14 protein-coding genes are annotated in these 18,778 nt (G+C 73.9%); 1 reads left to right on the top strand and 13 read right to left on the bottom strand.

Translation table 11 applies throughout. The annotated features are described in order from the left end of the window. Positions 1-226: 226 nt before the first annotated feature. The 6 genes from ACSLTV_RS19205 to ACSLTV_RS19180 all read right to left on the bottom strand — a co-directional run bounded on the left by ACSLTV_RS19205 (position 227) and on the right by ACSLTV_RS19180 (position 8,588). Positions 227-2,536, bottom strand: coding sequence for a xanthine dehydrogenase family protein molybdopterin-binding subunit (locus ACSLTV_RS19205; RefSeq protein ID WP_432133293.1), 2,310 nt, complete (start codon positions 2,534-2,536; stop codon positions 227-229). Further along, the gene (locus tag ACSLTV_RS19200) at positions 2,533-4,794 is read right to left on the bottom strand and encodes a 2Fe-2S iron-sulfur cluster-binding protein (RefSeq protein ID WP_435612538.1); all 2,262 of its coding nucleotides are present in this window, start codon (positions 4,792-4,794) and stop codon (positions 2,533-2,535) included. The genes ACSLTV_RS19205 and ACSLTV_RS19200 overlap by 4 nt, the downstream gene beginning before the upstream one ends. After that, positions 4,791-5,684, bottom strand: coding sequence for an FAD binding domain-containing protein (locus tag ACSLTV_RS19195; protein WP_432133295.1), 894 nt, complete (start codon positions 5,682-5,684; stop codon positions 4,791-4,793). Before ACSLTV_RS19195 ends, ACSLTV_RS19200 begins: the two co-directional genes overlap by 4 nt. A gap of 289 nt (positions 5,685-5,973) precedes the next feature. Continuing rightward, the gene (locus ACSLTV_RS19190) at positions 5,974-7,593 is read right to left on the bottom strand and encodes a beta-N-acetylhexosaminidase (RefSeq protein WP_432133296.1); all 1,620 of its coding nucleotides are present in this window, start codon (positions 7,591-7,593) and stop codon (positions 5,974-5,976) included. Between the two features lie 108 nt (positions 7,594-7,701). Beyond that, on the bottom strand, positions 7,702-7,986 hold the full coding sequence (locus tag ACSLTV_RS19185) for a DUF3039 domain-containing protein (RefSeq protein WP_432133297.1): 285 nt from the start codon (positions 7,984-7,986) through the stop codon (positions 7,702-7,704). Positions 7,987-8,015: 29 nt separating this feature from the next. Then, positions 8,016-8,588, bottom strand: coding sequence for a YqgE/AlgH family protein (locus ACSLTV_RS19180; RefSeq protein WP_432133373.1), 573 nt, complete (start codon positions 8,586-8,588; stop codon positions 8,016-8,018). A 302-nt stretch (positions 8,589-8,890) separates the two neighbouring features. Here ACSLTV_RS19180 and murA point away from each other — a divergent pair, with 302 nt between their 5' ends. Continuing rightward, positions 8,891-10,237, top strand: coding sequence for a UDP-N-acetylglucosamine 1-carboxyvinyltransferase (gene murA / locus ACSLTV_RS19175; protein WP_432133298.1), 1,347 nt, complete (start codon positions 8,891-8,893; stop codon positions 10,235-10,237). A gap of 112 nt (positions 10,238-10,349) precedes the next feature. Here murA and ACSLTV_RS19170 read toward each other — a convergent pair whose 3' ends face one another. From ACSLTV_RS19170 to ACSLTV_RS19140, 7 genes are all read right to left on the bottom strand, one after another. Further along, positions 10,350-10,631, bottom strand: coding sequence for an HU family DNA-binding protein (locus ACSLTV_RS19170; RefSeq protein WP_004000874.1), 282 nt, complete (start codon positions 10,629-10,631; stop codon positions 10,350-10,352). A 292-nt stretch (positions 10,632-10,923) separates the two neighbouring features. Continuing rightward, entirely contained in the window at positions 10,924-12,339 is a 1,416-nt protein-coding gene (locus ACSLTV_RS19165; protein ID WP_432133299.1) for an NAD-dependent malic enzyme, read from the bottom strand. A 326-nt stretch (positions 12,340-12,665) separates the two neighbouring features. Next, the gene (locus ACSLTV_RS19160) at positions 12,666-14,960 is read right to left on the bottom strand and encodes a HelD family protein (protein WP_432133300.1); all 2,295 of its coding nucleotides are present in this window, start codon (positions 14,958-14,960) and stop codon (positions 12,666-12,668) included. A gap of 64 nt (positions 14,961-15,024) precedes the next feature. Then, on the bottom strand, positions 15,025-15,798 hold the full coding sequence (locus ACSLTV_RS19155) for an anti-sigma factor family protein (RefSeq protein ID WP_432133301.1): 774 nt from the start codon (positions 15,796-15,798) through the stop codon (positions 15,025-15,027). A gap of 50 nt (positions 15,799-15,848) precedes the next feature. Further along, positions 15,849-16,430 carry a sigma-70 family RNA polymerase sigma factor gene (locus ACSLTV_RS19150; RefSeq protein ID WP_432133302.1) on the bottom strand — a complete coding sequence of 194 codons (582 nt, stop codon included), beginning with the start codon at positions 16,428-16,430 and terminating at the stop codon, positions 15,849-15,851. 218 nt (positions 16,431-16,648) lie between these two features. Continuing rightward, positions 16,649-17,257, bottom strand: a complete 609-nt coding sequence (locus ACSLTV_RS19145) for a CGNR zinc finger domain-containing protein (protein WP_432133303.1) — start codon at positions 17,255-17,257, stop codon at positions 16,649-16,651. 283 nt (positions 17,258-17,540) lie between these two features. Continuing rightward, a complete protein-coding gene (locus tag ACSLTV_RS19140) occupies positions 17,541-18,692 on the bottom strand; it encodes a uroporphyrinogen-III synthase (protein WP_432133304.1) in 1,152 nt (383 codons plus the stop codon). Positions 18,693-18,778: the final 86 nt, after the last annotated feature.

The following is an 18,778-nucleotide window of genomic DNA, read 5'->3' as shown; positions in this document are numbered from 1 at the left end:
GTTGTTCTGTCCGGCTGCCGGGACCCGTTCTCATGGCTCCGGCCGGGCGGAACATGACCTGATAGGAGCTTGGTCAGAAGCCCCCTCAATGTCCTGTCTGCGCCACCCGGCCGGCGCCTACCTTCGGCTGGAAGGCAGCATCAGCATGACAACACCGGCCGTCCCCTACCGGGGAGACGTCCGGGGCCGCCCGGCGCGCGTTCCCGCCCCGGGCCGCGACCGCGGTTCAGCGGGGCGTGACCACGGCCGCCTGCGGGCGGATCGGCAGGCGGTTGACGGGGCGGCCGGTCGCGGCACGCACGGCCGAGGCGACGGCCGCCGGGGAGGTCACCACGGGAACCGCGCTGACCGCCTTCGCGCCGAACGGGGCCACCACGTCGCGCTCCTCCACCAGTTTCACGATCCGGATGTCCGGCACGTCGAGGGCCGTGGGCAGGGCGTAACCGGTCAGGTCGGGGTGGCGGATCACGCCGCGCGGGGTGCGCAGGTTCTCGGTGAGGGCGATGCCCACGCCCTGGGTGACGCCGGCCTCGATACGGGCCGCGAGCTGCGCCGGGTTGAGGATCCGGCCGACGTCCTGGGCGACCGCCAGCTCCACCACCCGCACCGAGCCCAGCTCGATGTCGACGTCCACCACCGCGCGGATCGCGCAGAACGCCATGCCGACGAACGCGTCGCCCTGCCCCTGCTCGTTCAGCGGCTCGGTCGGGTGCGGACGGCACTGCGCGGTCGCCCACAGCTCCTTGCCGTGCAGCTCCTCCGTCACCGTCGTCGACAGGACACCGTCGTACGAGGTGATCTTGCCGTCGGTGATCTGCAGCAGCTCGGTGGACATCCCGAACTTGTGGGCCAGCGGCTGCAGGAGCTGCGTGCGCACCATCTTGGCGGCCCGCTCGACGGCGCCGCCCGACACCCAGGTGTGCCGGCCGCGGCAGCCGGCGCCGGCCGGCGGCTGGTCGGTGTCGACGGGTGCGACGTGCACCTCGTCGATGCCCAGCGTCTCCTGGACGATCTGGCGGGCCAGCGTGGAGAAGCCCTGGCCGGTCTCGACGGCGGCGCACAGCACCGTCGCCACGCCGTCCTGCACCTTCACCGTCGCCGTGGAGACCTCGTCGGCGCCCTCCGCGCCCAGCATGTGCACCATGCCCAGGCCGTAGCCCACGCCCCGGCGCACCGCGCCCGGTTCGCCCGCGCCCTCGGGCCCGCCCGGCAGCAGCCACTCCTCCTCGGGGGTGTCCTTCGGCAGCGGCGGCAGCGGGAAGTCCCTCACCGCCTGGAGGAGTTCGGCGACCGGGGCGGGACAGGTCACGGTCTGGCCGGTCGGCATGACGTCGCCCGTGGCCAGCGCGTTGCGCAGGCGCAGCTCCGCCGGGTCGAGGGCGAGTTTCTTCGCCAGCTTGTCCATCTGGGCCTCGTAGGCGGCGCAGACCTGCATCGCGCCCTCGCCGCGCACATGGCCGGAGGGCGGGTTGTTGGTGCGCACGGCCCAGCCCTCGATGAAGGCGTTCGGCACCACGTACGGGCCGCAGGCGAAGGAGACGGCGGCGGCGAGCGCCTCCGACGAGGTGTCGGCGTACGCGCCCGCGTCGAGCAGGATCTGCGCCTCGACCTTGACCAGCCGGCCCTCGCCGTCCGCGTGGTGGCGGTAGCGCAGCAGGGTGGGGTGGCGGTGGACGTGGCCGAGGAAGGACTCCTCGCGGGTCGCCGTCAGCTTCACCGGGCAGCCGGTCCTGAGCGCCAGCAGGCCGAGCGGGAGCTGGAAGCCCTGGTCCTCGCGGTCGGCGGTGGCCCCGGGCACCCCGGTGACCACGATCTTCACGTGCTCCGGCGGAAGCCCGAAGACCGCGGCGGCGGTGTCGCGGTCGGCGTGCGGGTCGGTGGAGGCCAGGTACAGCTCCACCCCGCCGTCGGGGCGGGGCACGGCGAGTCCGGCCTCGGCGCCGATCGGCGCCGGGTCCTGGCGGCCGATCCGGTACAGGCCCTCGACGACGACCTCGCCGACCGCCTCCGGGTCGCCGTGGCGCAGCGGGATGTGCCGGATCAGGTTGCCGTCCGGGTGCAGGGGCTCCGCCTCGAACGCCTGCTCGGGGTCGGTGACGGGGTCGAGCACCTCGTACTCGACGATGACGGCCGCCGCCGCCATGCGCGCGGTGTCCGGGTGGTCGGCGGCGACGGCGGCGATGGGCTCGCCGTGGTGGCGCACGACGTCGGAGGCGAACACCGGCCGGTCGGGGGTGCCGCGCCCGTGGCGCGGGGTGCCCGGGACGTCCTCGTGGGTGACGACGGCCCGCACGCCGGGCATCTCGCGCGCGTGGGAGGTGTCGATGGACACGATGCGCGCGTGCGGGTGCGGCGCGCGCAGCACCGCCGCCCACAGCAGGCCCTCGGCCCACAGGTCCGCCGCGTACGGGAAGGTGCCCTCGGTCTTGGCGCGGGCGTCGGCGGGTGGCAGGGGGGAGCCGAGCCCGTGCGGGATCGGCTCGGGGGCGGGGGCGGCCGCCGCGGCGGTCGACGCGGTCGCGGCTTCGTTGCTCACGCCTGGCCTCCGTCCTGGTCATGGCTGTCCATGGCGCCCGGCGCCTCGAAGAGGGACGGGCCGCCCTGGTGGGGGATGCGCGGCGCGTCGCCGTCCGGTTCGCCCTCGCCGGCCGCCGTACGGTGCGCCTCGCGCTCGGCGACGACCTCCTTGACGGCCTCCAGCACGCCCCGGTACCCGGAGCAGCGGCACAAGTTGCCGCAGAGCGCCTGGCGGGTCTCCAGTTCGGTCGGCGCCGGGTTGCCCTCCAGCAGGTCGTGCACGGTCATCGCCATGCCCGGCACGCAGAAGCCGCACTGCACGGCGCCGCACCGGGCGAGCGCCCGCTGCACGTCGGAGGGCTGCCCGTCGGCGGCCAGGCCCTCCACGGTACGGACCTCGCTGCCGGCCGTGGTGACCGCCGGCACCAGGCACGACGCGACGAGCCGGCCGTCGACCTGCACGTTGCACGCGCCGCACTCGCCCTGCGAGCAGCCGTCCTTGGCGCCGGCCAGGCCGAGCCGTTCGCGCAGCACGTAGAGCAGCGACTCGCCGATCCAGGCGTCGTTGACGGGGCGGTCGGAGCCGTTGACCCGCAGGACGTAGGAGGCGAGGGGGTGCTCGTCGGCCGGCGGCGGAGGCGGGGCGTCCGCCTGGGTTTCGGCCGCCGTCGTGCCCGGCCGGGTGTCGTCCCCGGGGGCGTCCGCCACGCGCGCGTGAAGGGCGTCAGCGGGCGCTTCGGGGGTGGGGGGAGCCGCGGTCTGCGGGCCCCCGGGGCCGGCGGGCGGCTCCTGGGCGCCGGGCTCGTCCGCGCCGGGGGCTTGGTCCGGGCCCGTCGCACCGGAGGCCGGGTCTTCCGCCGCGGGGCCGGGTGAGGCCCCCGGGGCCGTGGTTCCGTCGGCCGGCCGGGGCTCCTCGGTGGACTCGCCGGGCCCGTGGGCCCCCTGGTCGGCGCCGACGGCGTCACCGGCCGCCGGAGCCTGCGAGGACGCGCTCCCGGCGGCACCGGTGGGGTCGTACGACGACTCGCCGGGCCGTGGGGAGTCCTGCGGAGGGTACGGGGGGCCGGGGGGCCGGGGGTCGTCACCGGCCGCCGGTCCGGGCACGCCGGGGTGCCGCGGCCCTTCCGCGCCCTGTGAGGCGTCACCGGCCGGGTGCGGCGCACCGGGGTGCGGTACGTCGTCTCCGGCCTGGTGCGGCGCACCGGGGTGCGGTACGTCACCGGCCGGAAGCGGCGCACCGGGGTGCCGCCGCTCGCCCGAGTCGTACGGCTCGCCCACGCCGTACGGCGCGTGCGGCGCGGTCGACCGCCCGTGCTCGGCTCGGTGGGCCGCCTCGCCGGGGTGGGCCCCGCCGGGCCGCGCCGTCTCACCCGCGAGGGGGACGCCCCCCGCCGGAGTCGCATCGCCCGCGTAGGTCACCTCACCCGCGTGGCCCGCGCCGCCCGCTTGAGGCACGTCGTCCGGGTGCGGGGAGCCCGCCTCGCCCGGAGCTCCGTCGCCCGGGTGCAGGGCGCCGTCCGTGTCAGGCAGCGCCCCGGGCTCGTTCCGCGACGCCCCGTCGCCGCCGGGGGGCGCCCCGTACGGGGTCTCGCCGGGGTGGCCGCCGGAGGTGCCGGGGCCGGCCGCGTCGCCGTGGCCCTCGGCCGGCCGCTGCTCGGCCGCCTCCGGGGTCCAGGGTCCGCCGGGCGCCTCGGTGGCCCACGGGGCGGGCGCGCCGCCGGGCAGGGTGGCGGGCGCGGTGCCCCACTGGTCGATCAGGGCCGACGTGGTGAACTCGCCCGACTCGTCCGGGAGGTCGCCCCCGGCGACGGGGATGGACCACTGCCCGGTGACGTCCTGGCCGGGGACGGGGGCGGCGGGCGCCTCGAAGGTCCACTGGCCGGTCTCACCGGGGTTGTACGTGAAGCCGTCGTCACCGGCCGGCCGGCCGCCGTGCTGTCCGCCCGCGCCCGGCTCGGGCCACTCCCCGCCGCCCGCGGGCAGGGGCCAGGACGCGGTGCCGGTGGCGCCGGGGTCGGGCGCGTCCGGGGACGCCGTTATCTGCGGCGGCACATAGCCGTGACCGGGCGCGGCGAGCGGGCTGTCGCCCGCCATCAGCGCGTCGATGCCGCCCTCGGGGAGCTGCACGAAGGCGGTGGCACCGTCGTCGTAGTCGCCCTGGGGCAGGGGGTCCCAGCGGCCACCGCCGGCCGGCGTGCCCTCCCCTGCCCGCTCCCGGTCTCCGTGCTGTCCGTGCCGTCCCTGGTGTTCGTGCCGGTCGTGCTGGTCGTCGGTCACGACAGCGCCCTCCCCAGTGCTCGTCGGGCCAGCGCGGCGACGGTGCGCCGCAGGTGCAGTACGGCGGGCGGCAGCTCGGGCACGAAGCCGTCCTCGCCGGGGACCGGGTCGGGGATGCAGGCCGCGGCCACGTACTCCCCGAAGGCGGTCAGGGCCTCGGGGACGATCGCGCGGTTGTTGTCCCAGTCGATGAGCCGGGCGACCCACTGCTCGGCGTCCAGGGGCCGCAGCGGCATGGGCGCTATGGCGCCGACGGCGCACCGCACCCCGCGCCGGGCGGGGTCGAGCACGAGCGCGACGGAGGCGACGGCGCGGCCCGGGCCGGTGCGGCCGGTCGCCTTGAGGAAGACCTGGGGGGCGTGCAGCAGCGGCACGCGCACGTAGCCGATGAGTTCCCCGGCGCGCAGCATCGCCATGCCGGCCAGCAGGTGCGAGACGGGGATCTCGCGGCGGGCACCGCCCTGGCCCGCGACGATCAGGGTCGCCTCCAGGGCTGCCAGCACGGGCAGTGCGTCGCCGGTGGCAGCCGCCGAGGCGATGTTGCCGCCCAGGGTGCCCGCGTTGCGGATGTGCGGCGGTCCGGCGGCGCGGGCGGCGGCGGCGAGCGCGGGGATGAGCGCGGCGAAGTCGGGGCGGCCCATGCGCGCGTGCGTGAGGCCGGCGCCGAGCAGGGCGTGGCCGTCCTGGTACTGCCAGCCGCGGATCTCGCTGATCCGGCCGAGGCCGACCAGGGCGGTGGGCCGCAGCTGTCCGGAGTTGACGGCGGCCATGAGGTCGGTACCGCCCGCGACGGGTACGGCGGCGGGCATGGCCGTGAGGGCCGCCACGGCCTCGTCCAGTGTCGTGGGCAACGTGACGGCCTGCGCCGCCTGCGGTGCGTGCGTGGTCAAAACCGGCTGCCCCTTCCCGCTGCCCCACCTGGTCCCACCTGTTGCGCCGTACGGTACGTGCTCACAGGGCGGACGTGGCAACTCTGGCACATCTTCGCGGCTCCCGAGGACGGGGGTCCACCAGGAGGCGTTCGCGCACCTCACCGGGCAGGTGGTCCGTTTTCGCACAGCATCGCCGATCCGCGCGAATTGCCTCTCTTCGGTGATTCCGCCGGGGGTTTTCCCCGTACTTGTTCGGAATTCCGTATACGTGTCCTACCGCTGTGCGCGACCTGCCGCTGTGCGCGGCCTACCGCTGCGGCGGCGGCCCTTCCTTCGGCCGGCCGAGCACCCCCGGCCGCCGCTGCCACGGCTTCGGCCCGCCCGGCGGCCGGTAGGCGACGCCCAGGGCGTCCAGCCGCTCGTAGTGCACGGCCATCCGCCGCTCGAACCCGGGGAAGTCCCGCTCGGCGGGCGGCGGCAGGGCGCTCCAGGCCACCTCGGCGAAGGCGGCCAGCCTCGGGAACGCCTGGTAGTCCACGCGCGCCTGGTCCTCCGTCACCTCGGTCCACACGTTGGCCTGCGTGCCCAGGACCCGCCGCGCCTGCTCGGGCGTCAGCTCCGGCGGCACCGGCTCGAACCGGTAGACGTCCTCCAGGGTGCGCACCCAGCCGATCGGCACCGGCTCGTCGTCGCCGGGCGCCTGACGGTGGTCCAGGTACACCTGCTCCTCGGGGCACATGACGACGTCGTGGCCGGCCCGCGCGGCGGTGACGCCGCCCGCGTACCCCCGCCAGGACGACACGGCGGCGCCGGGTGCCAGGCCGCCCTCCAGGATCTCGTCCCAGCCGATCAGCCGCCGGCCGCGGGCCGCGAGCCAGGAGTCGAAGTGCCGCACGAACCAAGACTGCAGCGCGTCCTCGTCCGCGAGTCCCAGCTCCCGCATGCGGGCCTGCGCGGCCGGCGAGGCCCGCCACTGGTCCTTGGGGCACTCGTCGCCGCCGATGTGCACGAACTCCCCCGGAAAGAGGTCCAGGACCTCCTCGAACACCCCCTCGTAGAAGCGCAGCACGGTCTCGGTCGGGGCGAGCACGTTGGGGTTGACGCCCCAGGTGTCCCAGACGGACAGGGCCGCGGTGTCGACGACATCGGTGTTGCCGAGTTGCGGGTAGGCGGCGATGGCCGCCTGCGAATGCCCCGGCACGTCGATCTCGGGCACGACGGTGACGTGCCGCTCGGCGGCGTAGGCGACGATCTCGCGCAGGTCGTCCTGGGTGTAGTAGCCGCCGTGCGGCCGCTCGTCCCACAGCGGGGAGGCCCGGTGCCCGATCTTGGTCCGGGACCGCCAGCCGCCGACCTCGGTCAGCCGCGGGTGGCGCCGGATCTCCACCCGCCAGCCCTGGTCGTCCGTCAGGTGCAGGTGGAGCACGTTGAGTTTGTGCGTGGCCATCAGGTCCAGGTGGCGCAGCACCCCGTCCTTGGGCATGAAGTGCCGGGCCACGTCCAGCAACAGCCCCCGCCAGCGGAAGCGGGGCGCGTCCTCGACGACCTGCCGCGCGAGGACGTGGCGGCGGCCGGGCCGGACGGCGGCGCGGCGGAAGACCTCCGGCCCGAGCAGCTGGCGCAGGGTCTGGGCGCCCCAGAACACGCCGGCCGGGTCACCGCCGCGGATCTCCACACCGCGGCCGGCGGTCACGGCCAGCCGGTACGCCTCCGGGCCCAGCGCGTCGTCCAGCACCAGCCGCACGCCGGGGCTGCCGTCCGGCGGGCCCGGCGGCAGCGGCAGACCGTGGACGGCGAGCGTGGCGCGCAGCCAGCGCTCGGTGCCCTCCGTGCCGGGCGCGGCCCACAGCGTGGTGGAGCCGTCCAGCACCACCTCGCCCGGCCCGGGTCCCTCGATCACCCGCGGTGCCGGAATCAGATCGCTCACGTCGCTCCCGGGCGGACGGCACGAAAGCCTCCGGGATCCACCGCGGGCGACGGTCCCGGAGGCCGTGAAGACGTGGAAGAGGCGGAAGACGGGGAAGAGGCGGGACGGCTACTTGCCGTCGCCCTTGCCCTTGTCGTCCCCGCCGGAGCCCATGGACTCGTAGATCTCCTTGCACATGGGGCACACGGGGTACTTCTTCGGGTCGCGGCCCGGCACCCACACCTTGCCGCACAGCGCCACGACGGGCGTCCCGTCGAGGGCGCTCGCCATGATCTTGTCCTTCTGGACGTAGTGGGCGAAGCGCTCGTGGTCACCGTCACCGTGCGACACCTGCGGCGTCGGCTCTACGAGAGTCCCCGTACCGGTTCCACGCTCGGGCTCAAGAGTGCTCATACCGCCAAGAGTACTGAAGCCCACCCGTATCAGTTGAGGGAAGGGTCGTCCGGGTACGTGGCCACCATCGCCAGCTCGTTGCGCTGGCGGCGCAGTACCTCGCGCCACAGGCGTTCCGGGGACGGGGAGGAGACGTCGCCGGGCTCGGACTCGACGACGTACCAGGCGCCGTCGACGAGCTCGTCCTCCAGCTGGCCCGGCCCCCAGCCCGCGTAACCGGCGAAGATGCGCAGGGAGCCGAGGGCCGAGGCGAGCAGCTCCGGCGGGGCCTCCAGGTCGACCAGGCCGATCGCGCCGTGCACCCGGCGCCAGCCGAGCGGGTCGCGTTCACCGGAGCCGCCCCCGGGGATCACCGCCACACCGAGCGCCGAGTCGAGGGAGACCGGGCCGCCCTGGAAGATGACGCCGGGCTCCCCGGTGAGGTCGGCCCAGCCCTCCAGGATGTCGCCCACGTCCACCGGGGTGGGCCGGTTGAGGACGACACCGAGCGAGCCCTCCTCGTCGTGGTCGAGAAGGAGCACCACCGCGTGGTCGAAGTTCGGGTCCGCCAGGGCGGGCGTGGCCACGAGCAGCCGCCCTGTGAGCGAGGACACCTCGGTCATGCCAGACATGATCCCGCATCTTGCCCCGCGGGGGGAGGCAAAGCGGGGACGGCGGCGAGGGCGGCCGAATCAGAAGGGGCCCACGGGACCACGGACCGGCAGGTGGCGGCGACGGGCGGGTTCCCCGGTGCGCCCCCGGCGCACACCCCCGCCGCGGTGACCCCCCGTGCCCGCGCGGGAGCGGTTCGTGTTGTGACACAGCCATGACGTGGCTGGGTCTCCTCTTCGCCTACTTCAGGGGGGTGGGCGGCCATTACTCTGTCTCCTCTGGCCCCTGCCCCACTCCACGGAACGCGAGTTACATGACCGTCAACGGCGCTGATGACGTACTGCTTGTCCACGGCGGAACCCCGCTGGAGGGCGAGATCCGTGTCCGGGGTGCGAAGAACCTCGTACCCAAGGCCATGGTCGCCGCACTGCTGGGCAGTGAGCCGAGCCGGCTGCGCAACGTTCCGGACATCCGTGACGTGCGGGTCGTCCGCGGTCTGCTGCAGCTGCACGGTGTGACGGTGCGCCCGGGCGAGGAGCCCGGCGAGCTGGTCCTCGACCCGACCTACGTCGAGAGCGCGAACGTCGCCGACATCGATGCCCACGCGGGTTCCAGCCGTATCCCGATCCTGTTCTGCGGGCCGCTGCTGCACCGCCTCGGGCACGCCTTCATCCCGGGCCTGGGCGGCTGCGACATCGGAGGCCGCCCGATCGACTTCCACTTCGAGGTGCTGCGCCAGTTCGGCGCGAAGATCGACAAGCGGGCGGACGGCCAGTACCTGGAGGCTCCGCGGCGGCTGCGCGGCACCAAGATCCGGCTGCCCTACCCGTCGGTCGGCGCCACCGAGCAGGTGCTGCTGACGGCGGTGCTCGCGGAGGGCGTCACCGAGCTGTCCAACGCGGCGGTGGAGCCCGAGATCGAGGACCTCATCTGCGTGCTGCAGAAGATGGGCGCGATCATCGCGATGGACACCGACCGCACCATCCGCATCACCGGTGTGGACAAGCTCGGCGGCTACGACCACCGGGCCCTGCCGGACCGCCTGGAGGCCGCCTCCTGGGCATCCGCGGCGCTGGCCACCGAGGGCGACATCTACGTCCGGGGCGCCCAGCAGCGCTCGATGATGACGTTCCTGAACACCTACCGGAAGGTGGGCGGCGCCTTCCGGATCGACGACGAGGGCATCCGGTTCTGGCACCCCGGCGGGCAGCTGAAGTCGATCGCGCTGGAGACGGACGTGCACCCCGGTTTCCAGACCGACTGGCAGCAGCCGCTGGTGGTCGCCCTGACGCAGGCCACGGGTCTGTCGATCATCCACGAGACGGTGTACGAGTCGCGGCTCGGCTTCACCTCCGCGCTGAACCAGATGGGCGCCCACATCCAGCTGTACCGCGAGTGCCTGGGCGGCTCGGACTGCCGGTTCGGCCAGCGCAACTTCCTGCACTCGGCGGTCGTGTCGGGCCCGACGCGGCTCCAGGGCGCCGACCTGGTCATCCCGGACCTGCGGGGCGGCTTCTCGTACCTGATCGCGGCGCTGGCCGCGCAGGGCACCTCCCGGGTGCACGGCATCGAGCTGATCAACCGCGGCTACGAGAACTTCATGGAGAAGCTCATGGAGCTGGGCGCGAAGGTCGAACTCCCGGGCAAGGCCCTCGGCTGACCTGACCGGAGCGCCGGCCTGCGGCCGCACACAGACGCCGATGGGGCGGTCATCCCGGAGTCCGGGTGACCGCCCCATCGGCGTTGTCAGCGCGCCCTGAGCGGCGGAACGCTTACTTGCCCTTGGCGGCTTCCTTGAGCTTGCTGCCCGCGGACACCTTCACGCTGTAGCCGGCCGGGATCTGGATCGGGTCACCGGTCTGCGGGTTGCGCGCGGTGCGAGCGGCACGGTGGGTGCGCTCGAAGGTCAGGAAGCCGGGGATGGTGACCTTCTCGTCGCCCTTGGAGACGATGTCGCCGACGACCTCGGCGAACGCGGCCAGCACGGCGTCGGCGTCCTTGCGGGTCACCTCGGCGCGGTCGGCCAGCGCGGCCACCAGCTCACTGCGGTTCATGTTGTTACTCCCGTGTTCTTCTTGCCGTTGGGGCGCCCCACGCGGCGGAGCCGCATAGTAGGCACTGCGAGATGCCGATGCGCTCGCGCCCAGGGACGCATCCTGCCCCCACCTGCGGCGGGAAAGCCAATCCGGCGCCCATGGAGCTCGTGGGAACACCCTGGGGAGTCACACGAAAAGCACCTGCTCGGCCGCCCACCATAGAGTGCGCCCGGGCGCGGGGGGTTCCACGACGCGCCGGTTTCCCGGCCCGCCGTGGCGAGCCTCACAGCCATGGGCGGCCCCGTGCGGGTCAGGCGGTGGCCCCGGCGGCCTTCGCCGCGTCGCGCACCGCGCCGGCCACGGCGCCCGCGACCTTGTCGTTGAAGACGCTGGGGATGATGTAGTTCGGGTTCAGCTCGTCCTCGGTGACGACGTCCGCGAGGGCCTTCGCCGCGGCGAGCATCATCTCGGTGTTGACGGTGCGGGACTGGGCGTCCAGCAGGCCGCGGAAGACGCCCGGGAAGACCAGCACGTTGTTGATCTGGTTGGGGAAGTCGGAGCGGCCGGTGGCGACCACGGCGGCGGTCTGCCGGGCCACCGCCGGGTCCACCTCGGGGTCGGGGTTCGCGAGCGCGAACACGATCGCGCCGTCGGCCATGGCGGCCACGTCGCCGGCGTCCAGGACGTTGGGCGCGGAGACGCCGATGAAGACGTCGGCGCCGCGCACGGCCTCCCTGAGGGTGCCGGTCAGGTTCTCCGGGTTGGTGTTGTCGGCGATCCAGCGCAGCGGGGAGTCGGCGGGGGCGCCGACCAGGTCCTCGCGGCCGGCGTGCACGACGCCGTGGATGTCGGCGACGACGGCGTTCTTCACGCCCGCTGCGAGCAGCAGCTTCAGGATGGCGGTACCCGCGGCGCCGGCGCCGGACATGACCACCCGGACGTCCCCCATGCCCTTGTTGACGACGCGCAGGGCGTTGGTGAGGGCGGCGAGCACGACGATGGCGGTGCCGTGCTGGTCGTCGTGGAAGACGGGGATGTCGAGGGCCTCGCGCAGCCGGGCCTCGATCTCGAAGCAGCGCGGCGCGGAGATGTCCTCCAGGTTGATTCCGGCGAAGCCGGGGGCGATGGCCTTGACGATCTCGACGATCGCGTCGGTGTCCTGGGTGTCGAGGCAGAGCGGCCAGGCGTCGATGCCGGCGAACCGCTTGAACAGGGCGGCCTTGCCCTCCATCACGGGCAGCGCGGCCTTGGGGCCGATGTTGCCGAGGCCCAGCACGGCGGAGCCGTCCGTCACGACCGCAACGGAGTTGCGCTTGATGGTGAGGCGGCGGGCGTCCTCGGGGTTCTCGGCGATGGCCATGCAGACGCGGGCGACGCCGGGCGTGTAGACCATGGAGAGGTCGTCACGGTTGCGGATGGGGTGCTTCGACGCCATCTCGATCTTGCCGCCGAGGTGCATCAGGAACGTACGGTCGGAGACCTTGCCGAGGGTGACGCCCTCGATGGTGCGCAGCTGCTCGACGATCTCGTCGGCGTGGGCGGTGGAGGTGGCCGCGATGGTGACGTCGATGCGCAGCCGCTCGTGGCCGGACGCGGTGACGTCGAGGCCGGTGACGGAGCCTCCGTGGGACTCGACGGCGGTGGTGAGCTGGGAGACCGCCGTTCCGCCGGCGGGCACCTCCAGCCGGATCGTCATCGAGTAGGAGACGCTGGGCGCCGTTGCCATGGCCGACTTCCTCTTTCACCGTGTGACGCTTGGTATGCCCACAGATCGTCGCACCTACCAGCGAGTAGGGGTTAGCCGCTCAGGGATTGCGAACGTTTTGTTCGCCACACCGTGCGCACCGCGCGGGCACGAAGGAAGGCCCACGTCACACAGGGTGACGTGGGCCTTCCCGACGTTCATGACACCGGCCCGCCATGCTCGCCTCGCGGCAAGTGGTCGCTCGTAGCGACGAAGGTTGGGCCCGGGGGCTTGGATCGGGCCGGTGCCACGTCCAGGCTAACAAACGGATCCCGTCAGGCCATTCCCTCCGGAGGGTTCCTTCGGAATCAGTCCCGCAGCAGGTCCGGGACGCCCGTCGCGTCCGGTTCGTCGCGGTCGCCGGAGACGACGGTGAGCTGCTGGGTGGCCCGGGTCAGCGCCACGTACAGGACGCGCAGGCCGGCCGGGCTCTCGTCGGCGATCTCGGCGGGCGAGACGACCACCGTCGCGTCGTACTCCAGGCCCTTGGCCTCCAGGCTGCCGAGGGCGACGACGCGGTCGCCGAGCCCGGCCAGCCAGCGCCGGGCCTCCTCGCGCCGGTTCATGGCGACGACCACGCCCACCGTGCCGTCCACCCGGCCGAGCAGCCGGGCGGCCTCGGCGCGCACGCTCTCGCCCAGCGACTCCCCAACGACGGTGAAGCGCGGCACGACGCCCGTGGAGCGCACGGCGGTCGGGGACTCGGCGCCGGGCAGGGCCAGGGCCAGCACCTTCGCCGCGAGGTCGGCGATCTCGGCGGGGTTGCGGTAGTTCACGGTGAGCCGGAAGCGGCGGCGGGGCCGGGTGCCGAGGGCCTCGTCGCGGGCCTCGGCGGCCTCGTCCGGGTCGGACCAGGAGGACTGGGCGGGATCACCGACGACCGTCCAGGTGGCGTGCCGGCCGCGGCGGCCCACCATGCGCCACTGCATCGGCGTGAGGTCCTGCGCCTCGTCCACGATGACGTGCGCGTACTCGACGCGCTCGGCGGCCAGCCGCTCGGCCCGCTCGCGCTGCGACTCCTCGCGCACGGGCATCAGCTCCTCCAGGCCGGTGAGCTGGTCCAGCGGGTCCAGCTCGCGCCGCTTCCTCGGGCGGGCCGGGGTCCCGAGGATCGCGTGCAGCTCGTCGAGCAGGGCGATGTCGTGCACGGTGTAGCCGTCGCGGCGCAGGGAGCGGGCGACCTTGCGGACCTCGCCGGGGTTGAGGATCCGGCGGGCCCAGCGGCCGAGGCGCCGCTCGTCGGCCATGGCGGTGAGGACGTCCTTCGGGGCCAGCTCGGGCCACCAGGCGTCGAGGAACGCGAGGAAGGCGTCCTCGCCGGTGACGTCCTCGTCGAAGGAGGAGCGCAGCTCGGCGGCCAGCTCCGGGTCGGTGTGCCGGGCTGCGGCGCCGGACTGCTCCCACAGGGCGTCCAGCAGCAGCTTGCGGGCGCGGGGGCGCAGCAGGTTCACCGGCGCGGTGCCGCCGAGCGCGATGCGGCGGACCCGGTCCAGCGCGTCGGCCTCCAGCTCCAGCCGGCGGTTGAAGGCGACGACGCGCAGACGCTGGGGAGAATCGTTCAGCTCCAGGGCTCCCCGGGCGGCCTTCCGCAGCACCTTCAGCATGCGGTACGAGCCCTTGGCGCGGGCCACCGCCGGGGAGTCGTACAGCGTGGCCTCGGCGCCGGCCGTGTCACTCGCCAGGGAGCCGATGGCGCGGATGGCGACCTGGCCCTCCTCGCCGAGGGAGGGCAGCACGCCCTCGGTGTACGCCACCAGCAGCGGGGTCGGGGAGACGATCAGGATGCCGCCCGCGTACCGGCGCCGGTCCTGGTAGAGCAGGTAGGCGGCGCGGTGCAGGGCCACGGCGGTCTTGCCGGTGCCCGGTCCGCCCTCGACGTAGGTCACGGAGGCGGCGGGGGCGCGGATGACCAGGTCCTGCTCGGCCTGGATGGAGGCGACGATGTCCCGCATGGTGTGGCCGCGGGCCTGGCCGAGTGCGGCCATCAGGGCGCCGTCGCCGATGACCGCCAGCTCCCGGCCGTCGAGCCGCGCCGTGAGCTCGGGGCGCATCAGGTCGTCCTCGACGCCGAGCACCCGGCGGCCCTTGGAGCGGATGACCCGGCGGCGCACGACCCGGCCGGGGTCGACGGGCGTGGAGCGGTAGAAGGGCGCGGCGGCGGGGGCCCGCCAGTCGATGACCAGCGGGGCGTACTCCTCGTCGAGGACGCCGATGCGGCCGATGTGCAGGGTCTCGGCGATGTCGGCGGTGCCGTCCTCGCGGACCGCGCCCTCGGCCGGCTCGACGGCGGTGTAGGCGCCGTCCGGGCCCTTCTTGCCGTCCTTGCCGAGCAGGAGGTCGATCCGGCCGAAGAGGAAGTCCTCGAACTCGTTGTTGAGCCGATTGAGGTGGACGCCCGCGCGGAAGACCTGCGCGTCGCGCTCGGCGAGCGCGCCCGGCGTGCCGACCTGGCCGCGCCGGGCAGCGTCGTTCATCAGGAACTCGGCCTCGTGGATCTTCTCCTCCAGGCGCCGGTACACCCGGTCCAGGTGTTCCTGTTCGACGCGGATCTCTCGGTCCCGAACCGATTCGACCGCGGTTTCCTGTTGAGCCTGAACGGCCACCGGGCCCCCTTCTGACGTGCTGGGCAGCCGTCAACCGTACGCGAAGGGGACCCGTGCGCGGAAGCTACGCGTCGATCTCCACCAGCTTCTTGCCGTCGAAGGTCATGACCTCGTAGTGGTCGATGTCGTTGGCGTCGAAGGAGGTGCCGCCCTGGATGTACAGGGGGTTCTTGGCCTTCTCGGAGGTGGCGCCGGGGATGCCGTAGCCCCATTCCGGGACGGTCCAGGAGGCGGCCGTGTCGCGTTCGCCGTTCTTGCCGACGGCGATCACGGAGCAGCGCTCGGGGCCCTTGACGTTCTTCAGCTCCAGCACGACCTCGGTGCCCCACGCCTTGGGGGCGGTGGCGACGGTGCCGCTGACCTGGGTGGACGGGTCGGTGCCGGTCACCTTGTCGGGCATCTTGTCGAAGGTCTGCTTGGCGGAACTGGCGAGCACCGTGGGCTGCTCCGAGGTACCGCCGTCGCCGCCGGTCGCCATGACGGCCAGCGGGCCGGCGATGATCAGCGCGGCCGCGGCGGCCACCATGTAGAAGGAGCGGCGGCGCTTGAGGGCGCGGCGTTCGGAGACCTCGTCGACCAGCCGCTCCACCAGCCGGGGGCCGGGCCTGGCGGACAGGGACTCGCCGATGGCGGGTGTGCCGGAGCCCGGCAGGTCCGCGAGGGCGGCGAGCACGGGTTCCATCCCGGCCAGCTCGTCGAGCTGCTGGGCGCACCACTCGCAGCCCGCCAGATGCGCTTCGAAAGCGGTTGCCTCGGCGTCGTCGAGAATCCCGAGGGCGTAGGCGCCGACGGTCTCGTGTTCGCTCGGGGTCGGCGATCCCTGTGCGGCTCCCTGCATGGGGCCAGACATACCCGAACCACCCGTGCCGAATCCCCCGTACATACTCATCACGCCGTCACCCCCCGCTCCTCCAGAGCCAGCTTCATCGACCGCAGGGCATAGAAGACCCGTGAGCGGACGGTGCCGCTGGGGATACCCAGGGTCTCGGCCGCCTCGTTGACCGTACGCCCCTTGAAGTACGTCTCGACGAGCACCTCCCGGTGGGCCGGGGTCAGGTCGTCCAGCGCGTCCGACAACGTCATCAACCACAGCGCCTTGTCGATCTCGTCCTCCGCGGGGATGACCTCCAGCGGCGACGGGTCGACCTCCTGCGGCCGGGCCTGCCGGCTGCGGTGGCCGTCGATGACGATGCGGCGCGCGACCGTCACCAGCCAGGGGCGTACAGATCCGGTCGCTCGATTGAGCTGGCCGGCGTTCTTCCAGGCACGGATGAGCGTTTCCTGCACGACGTCCTCGGCACGCTGCCGGTCTCCGGCGACCAGGCGCAGGACATACGCGAGGAGCGGTCCGGCGTGCTCCCGGTAGAGCGCACGCATCAGGTCCTCGTCAGGTTCCGAGGGTGCGGACATGCGATGTCGGGCCCTCGTTCCACGTTCATTGGCCACGGCCGCATCCTTGCGCACGCCCACCTCCGGTGTCCGGGGGTTCCCCCACTCGGTCGCTCCACCACCCGTACGCAGCGGGCCGGTTGCGTGTTCAAACCGAGACGACAGTTTTCTTCGGGGTGACCTGACGAGACAGGACATGAGCGCACATTCCCCCACCAGCCTCTTTACATTTCCGCCACATCGTCAAGGGCGGCCGGGCTGCCCGCGAAGCGCCGCACGGAAACCGGGTGTTGCCGAAATCACTCCGGCAACACGCCGGAGGTGAGGGCGGAACGGCGCCGATGGCGGGCCACGCGCTCGCGGTTGCCGCACAGTTCGCTGGAGCACCAGCGCCTGCGCCGCCCGCGCGAGGTGTCGACGTACACCACGGGGCAGTTGTCCCCGGCGCACTGGCGCAGGCCGGTCCGGGCGTCGGGGTCGGTGAGCAGCGCGATGGCGTCCCGGGCGACGGCCGCGAGCAGCGCGGCGCACTCCGGCGGCGCGGCCAACTCGCGCACCAGGGTGCCGTCTTCCGCGGGTACGGCACGGGGGGCGGGGGGCGCGGGGCGGGCGAGGTCGTTGACGCGGGCGAGCGCGGGGCCGTACGGGTCGCGGCCGTCGCCGCCGAGCCAGGCGTGCACCAACCGGCCCACCTGGGCGCGCAGTTCCCGGAAGCCGTGCAGCCAGGAGGCGTCGGCCGCCGGCAGCTGCGTCGCGCGGGGGACGAGGCCGCTGCCGGTGATCCAGGCGCGCAGCGCGGCCGGGGAGTCGAGCCGTTCGACGGGGTGCGCGGTCGCCAGCAGGTCCAGACAGACCCGGCCCGTGTCGAACCGCAGCTCGTACCGTCCCGTGGCCGCACCCAGTGTCATGCGCCCGTCACCGCCTAGGTAGGAGCGAGTACCCCTCCCACAGTGCCTGCCCGCTCCGTCTCCCGAAACCCCCCGGCACCCGCGTCCGCCGCCGCGCCCTCTCCGCCTCCGTCTCCGGTGGGACGTCACCGGTCACCGGTCGGCGAACCGGGACGCGGACGTGGACGTGGGCCTGGTCCTGGTCCTGGTCGTGGTCGTGGTCGTGGACCCACGTACCGCGAACCGCGTACCAGGAACCGCGTACCAGGAACCGCGTACCAGGAACCGCGTACCGCGAACTCCCTCAGGCGTCCGCGTACTTCGCGTCCGCCGCCGGGTCCAGGGCCAGGCGGTAGCCGCGTTTGACGACGGTCTGGATGAGTCTGGGGGCGCCGAGGGCGGTGCGCAGCCGGGCCATGGCCGTCTCGACGGCGTGTTCGTCGCGGCCGGTGCCCGGGAGGGCGCGCAGCAGGTCGGCGCGGGGCACGACCCACCCCGGGCGGCGGGAGAGCGCCCGCAGGAGGGACATCCCGGCCGGGGGCACCGGCTTGAGGTCGCCGTCGACCAGGACCGCGTGGCCCCGGATCTCCACCCGGTGCCCGGCGACCGGCAGTGACCGTGCCCGGCCCGGCAGCTCCTGGCACAGCAGCTGCACCAGCGGGCCGAGCCGGAACCGCTCCGGCTGCAGGGTGTCCACCCCGCGGGCCTGCAGCGGCAGGGCCGTCACGGGGCCGACGCAGGCCGGCAGGACGTCGTGGTGCAGGGCGGACAGCAGCTCCGGCAGCAGGCCGCGCTCCTCCGCGCGGGAGAGCAGTGACGCGGCGGCGGGGGCGCTGGTGAAGGTCACCGCGTCCAGGCCACGCGAGACGGTCGCGTCCAGCAGCCGGTCCACCGGCCCGATGTCCTCCGGCGGCATCCAGCGGTACACCGGCACACCCACCACCTCGGCCCCGGCCGCGCGCAGCGCCTCCACGAAGCCGGGCAGCGGCTCGCCGTGCAGCTGGACGGCGACCCGGCGCCCGGCGACGCCCTCGGCGAGCAGCCGGTCCAGCACCTCGGCCATGGACTCGCTGCACGGCGACCAGTCCTCGGTCAGCCCCGCGGCGCGGACGGCGCCCTTGACCTTGGGCCCGCGGGCGAGCAGCTCCACCGCGCGCAGCCGGTCGAGGAGCGCCTCGCCGAGTCCCCAGCCGTCGGCGGCCTCCACCCACCCCCGGAACCCGATCGCGGTGGTCGCCACCACCACGTCCGGCGCCTGGTCGATGAGGCCCTTGGTGGCCGCGAGCAGCTCGCCGTCGTCCGCGAGCGGCACGATGCGCAGGGCCGGCGCGTGCAGCACGGCGGCACCGCGCCGCTGGAGGAGCGCCCCCAGCTCGTCGGCGCGGCGCGCGGCCGTCACGCCCACGGTGAATCCCGCGAGGGGCCCGTGTTCCGGTCGCTGTCGTTCGTCGTACATAACTCTCGTCCCGCGCTTGAGTCGTGTCCTGCAGGAGGCACGGCGTGCCCACATGCCGATCGAGCCTGTCAACGGTCCGTGACAGG

This window comes from Streptomyces sp. bgisy159 (assembly GCF_965341775.1).
Lineage (GTDB): Bacteria > Actinomycetota > Actinomycetes > Streptomycetales > Streptomycetaceae > Streptomyces.
The sequence above is the reverse complement of the archived record's forward strand: the minus strand, read 5'-3'. Positions and strand labels throughout refer to the sequence as shown.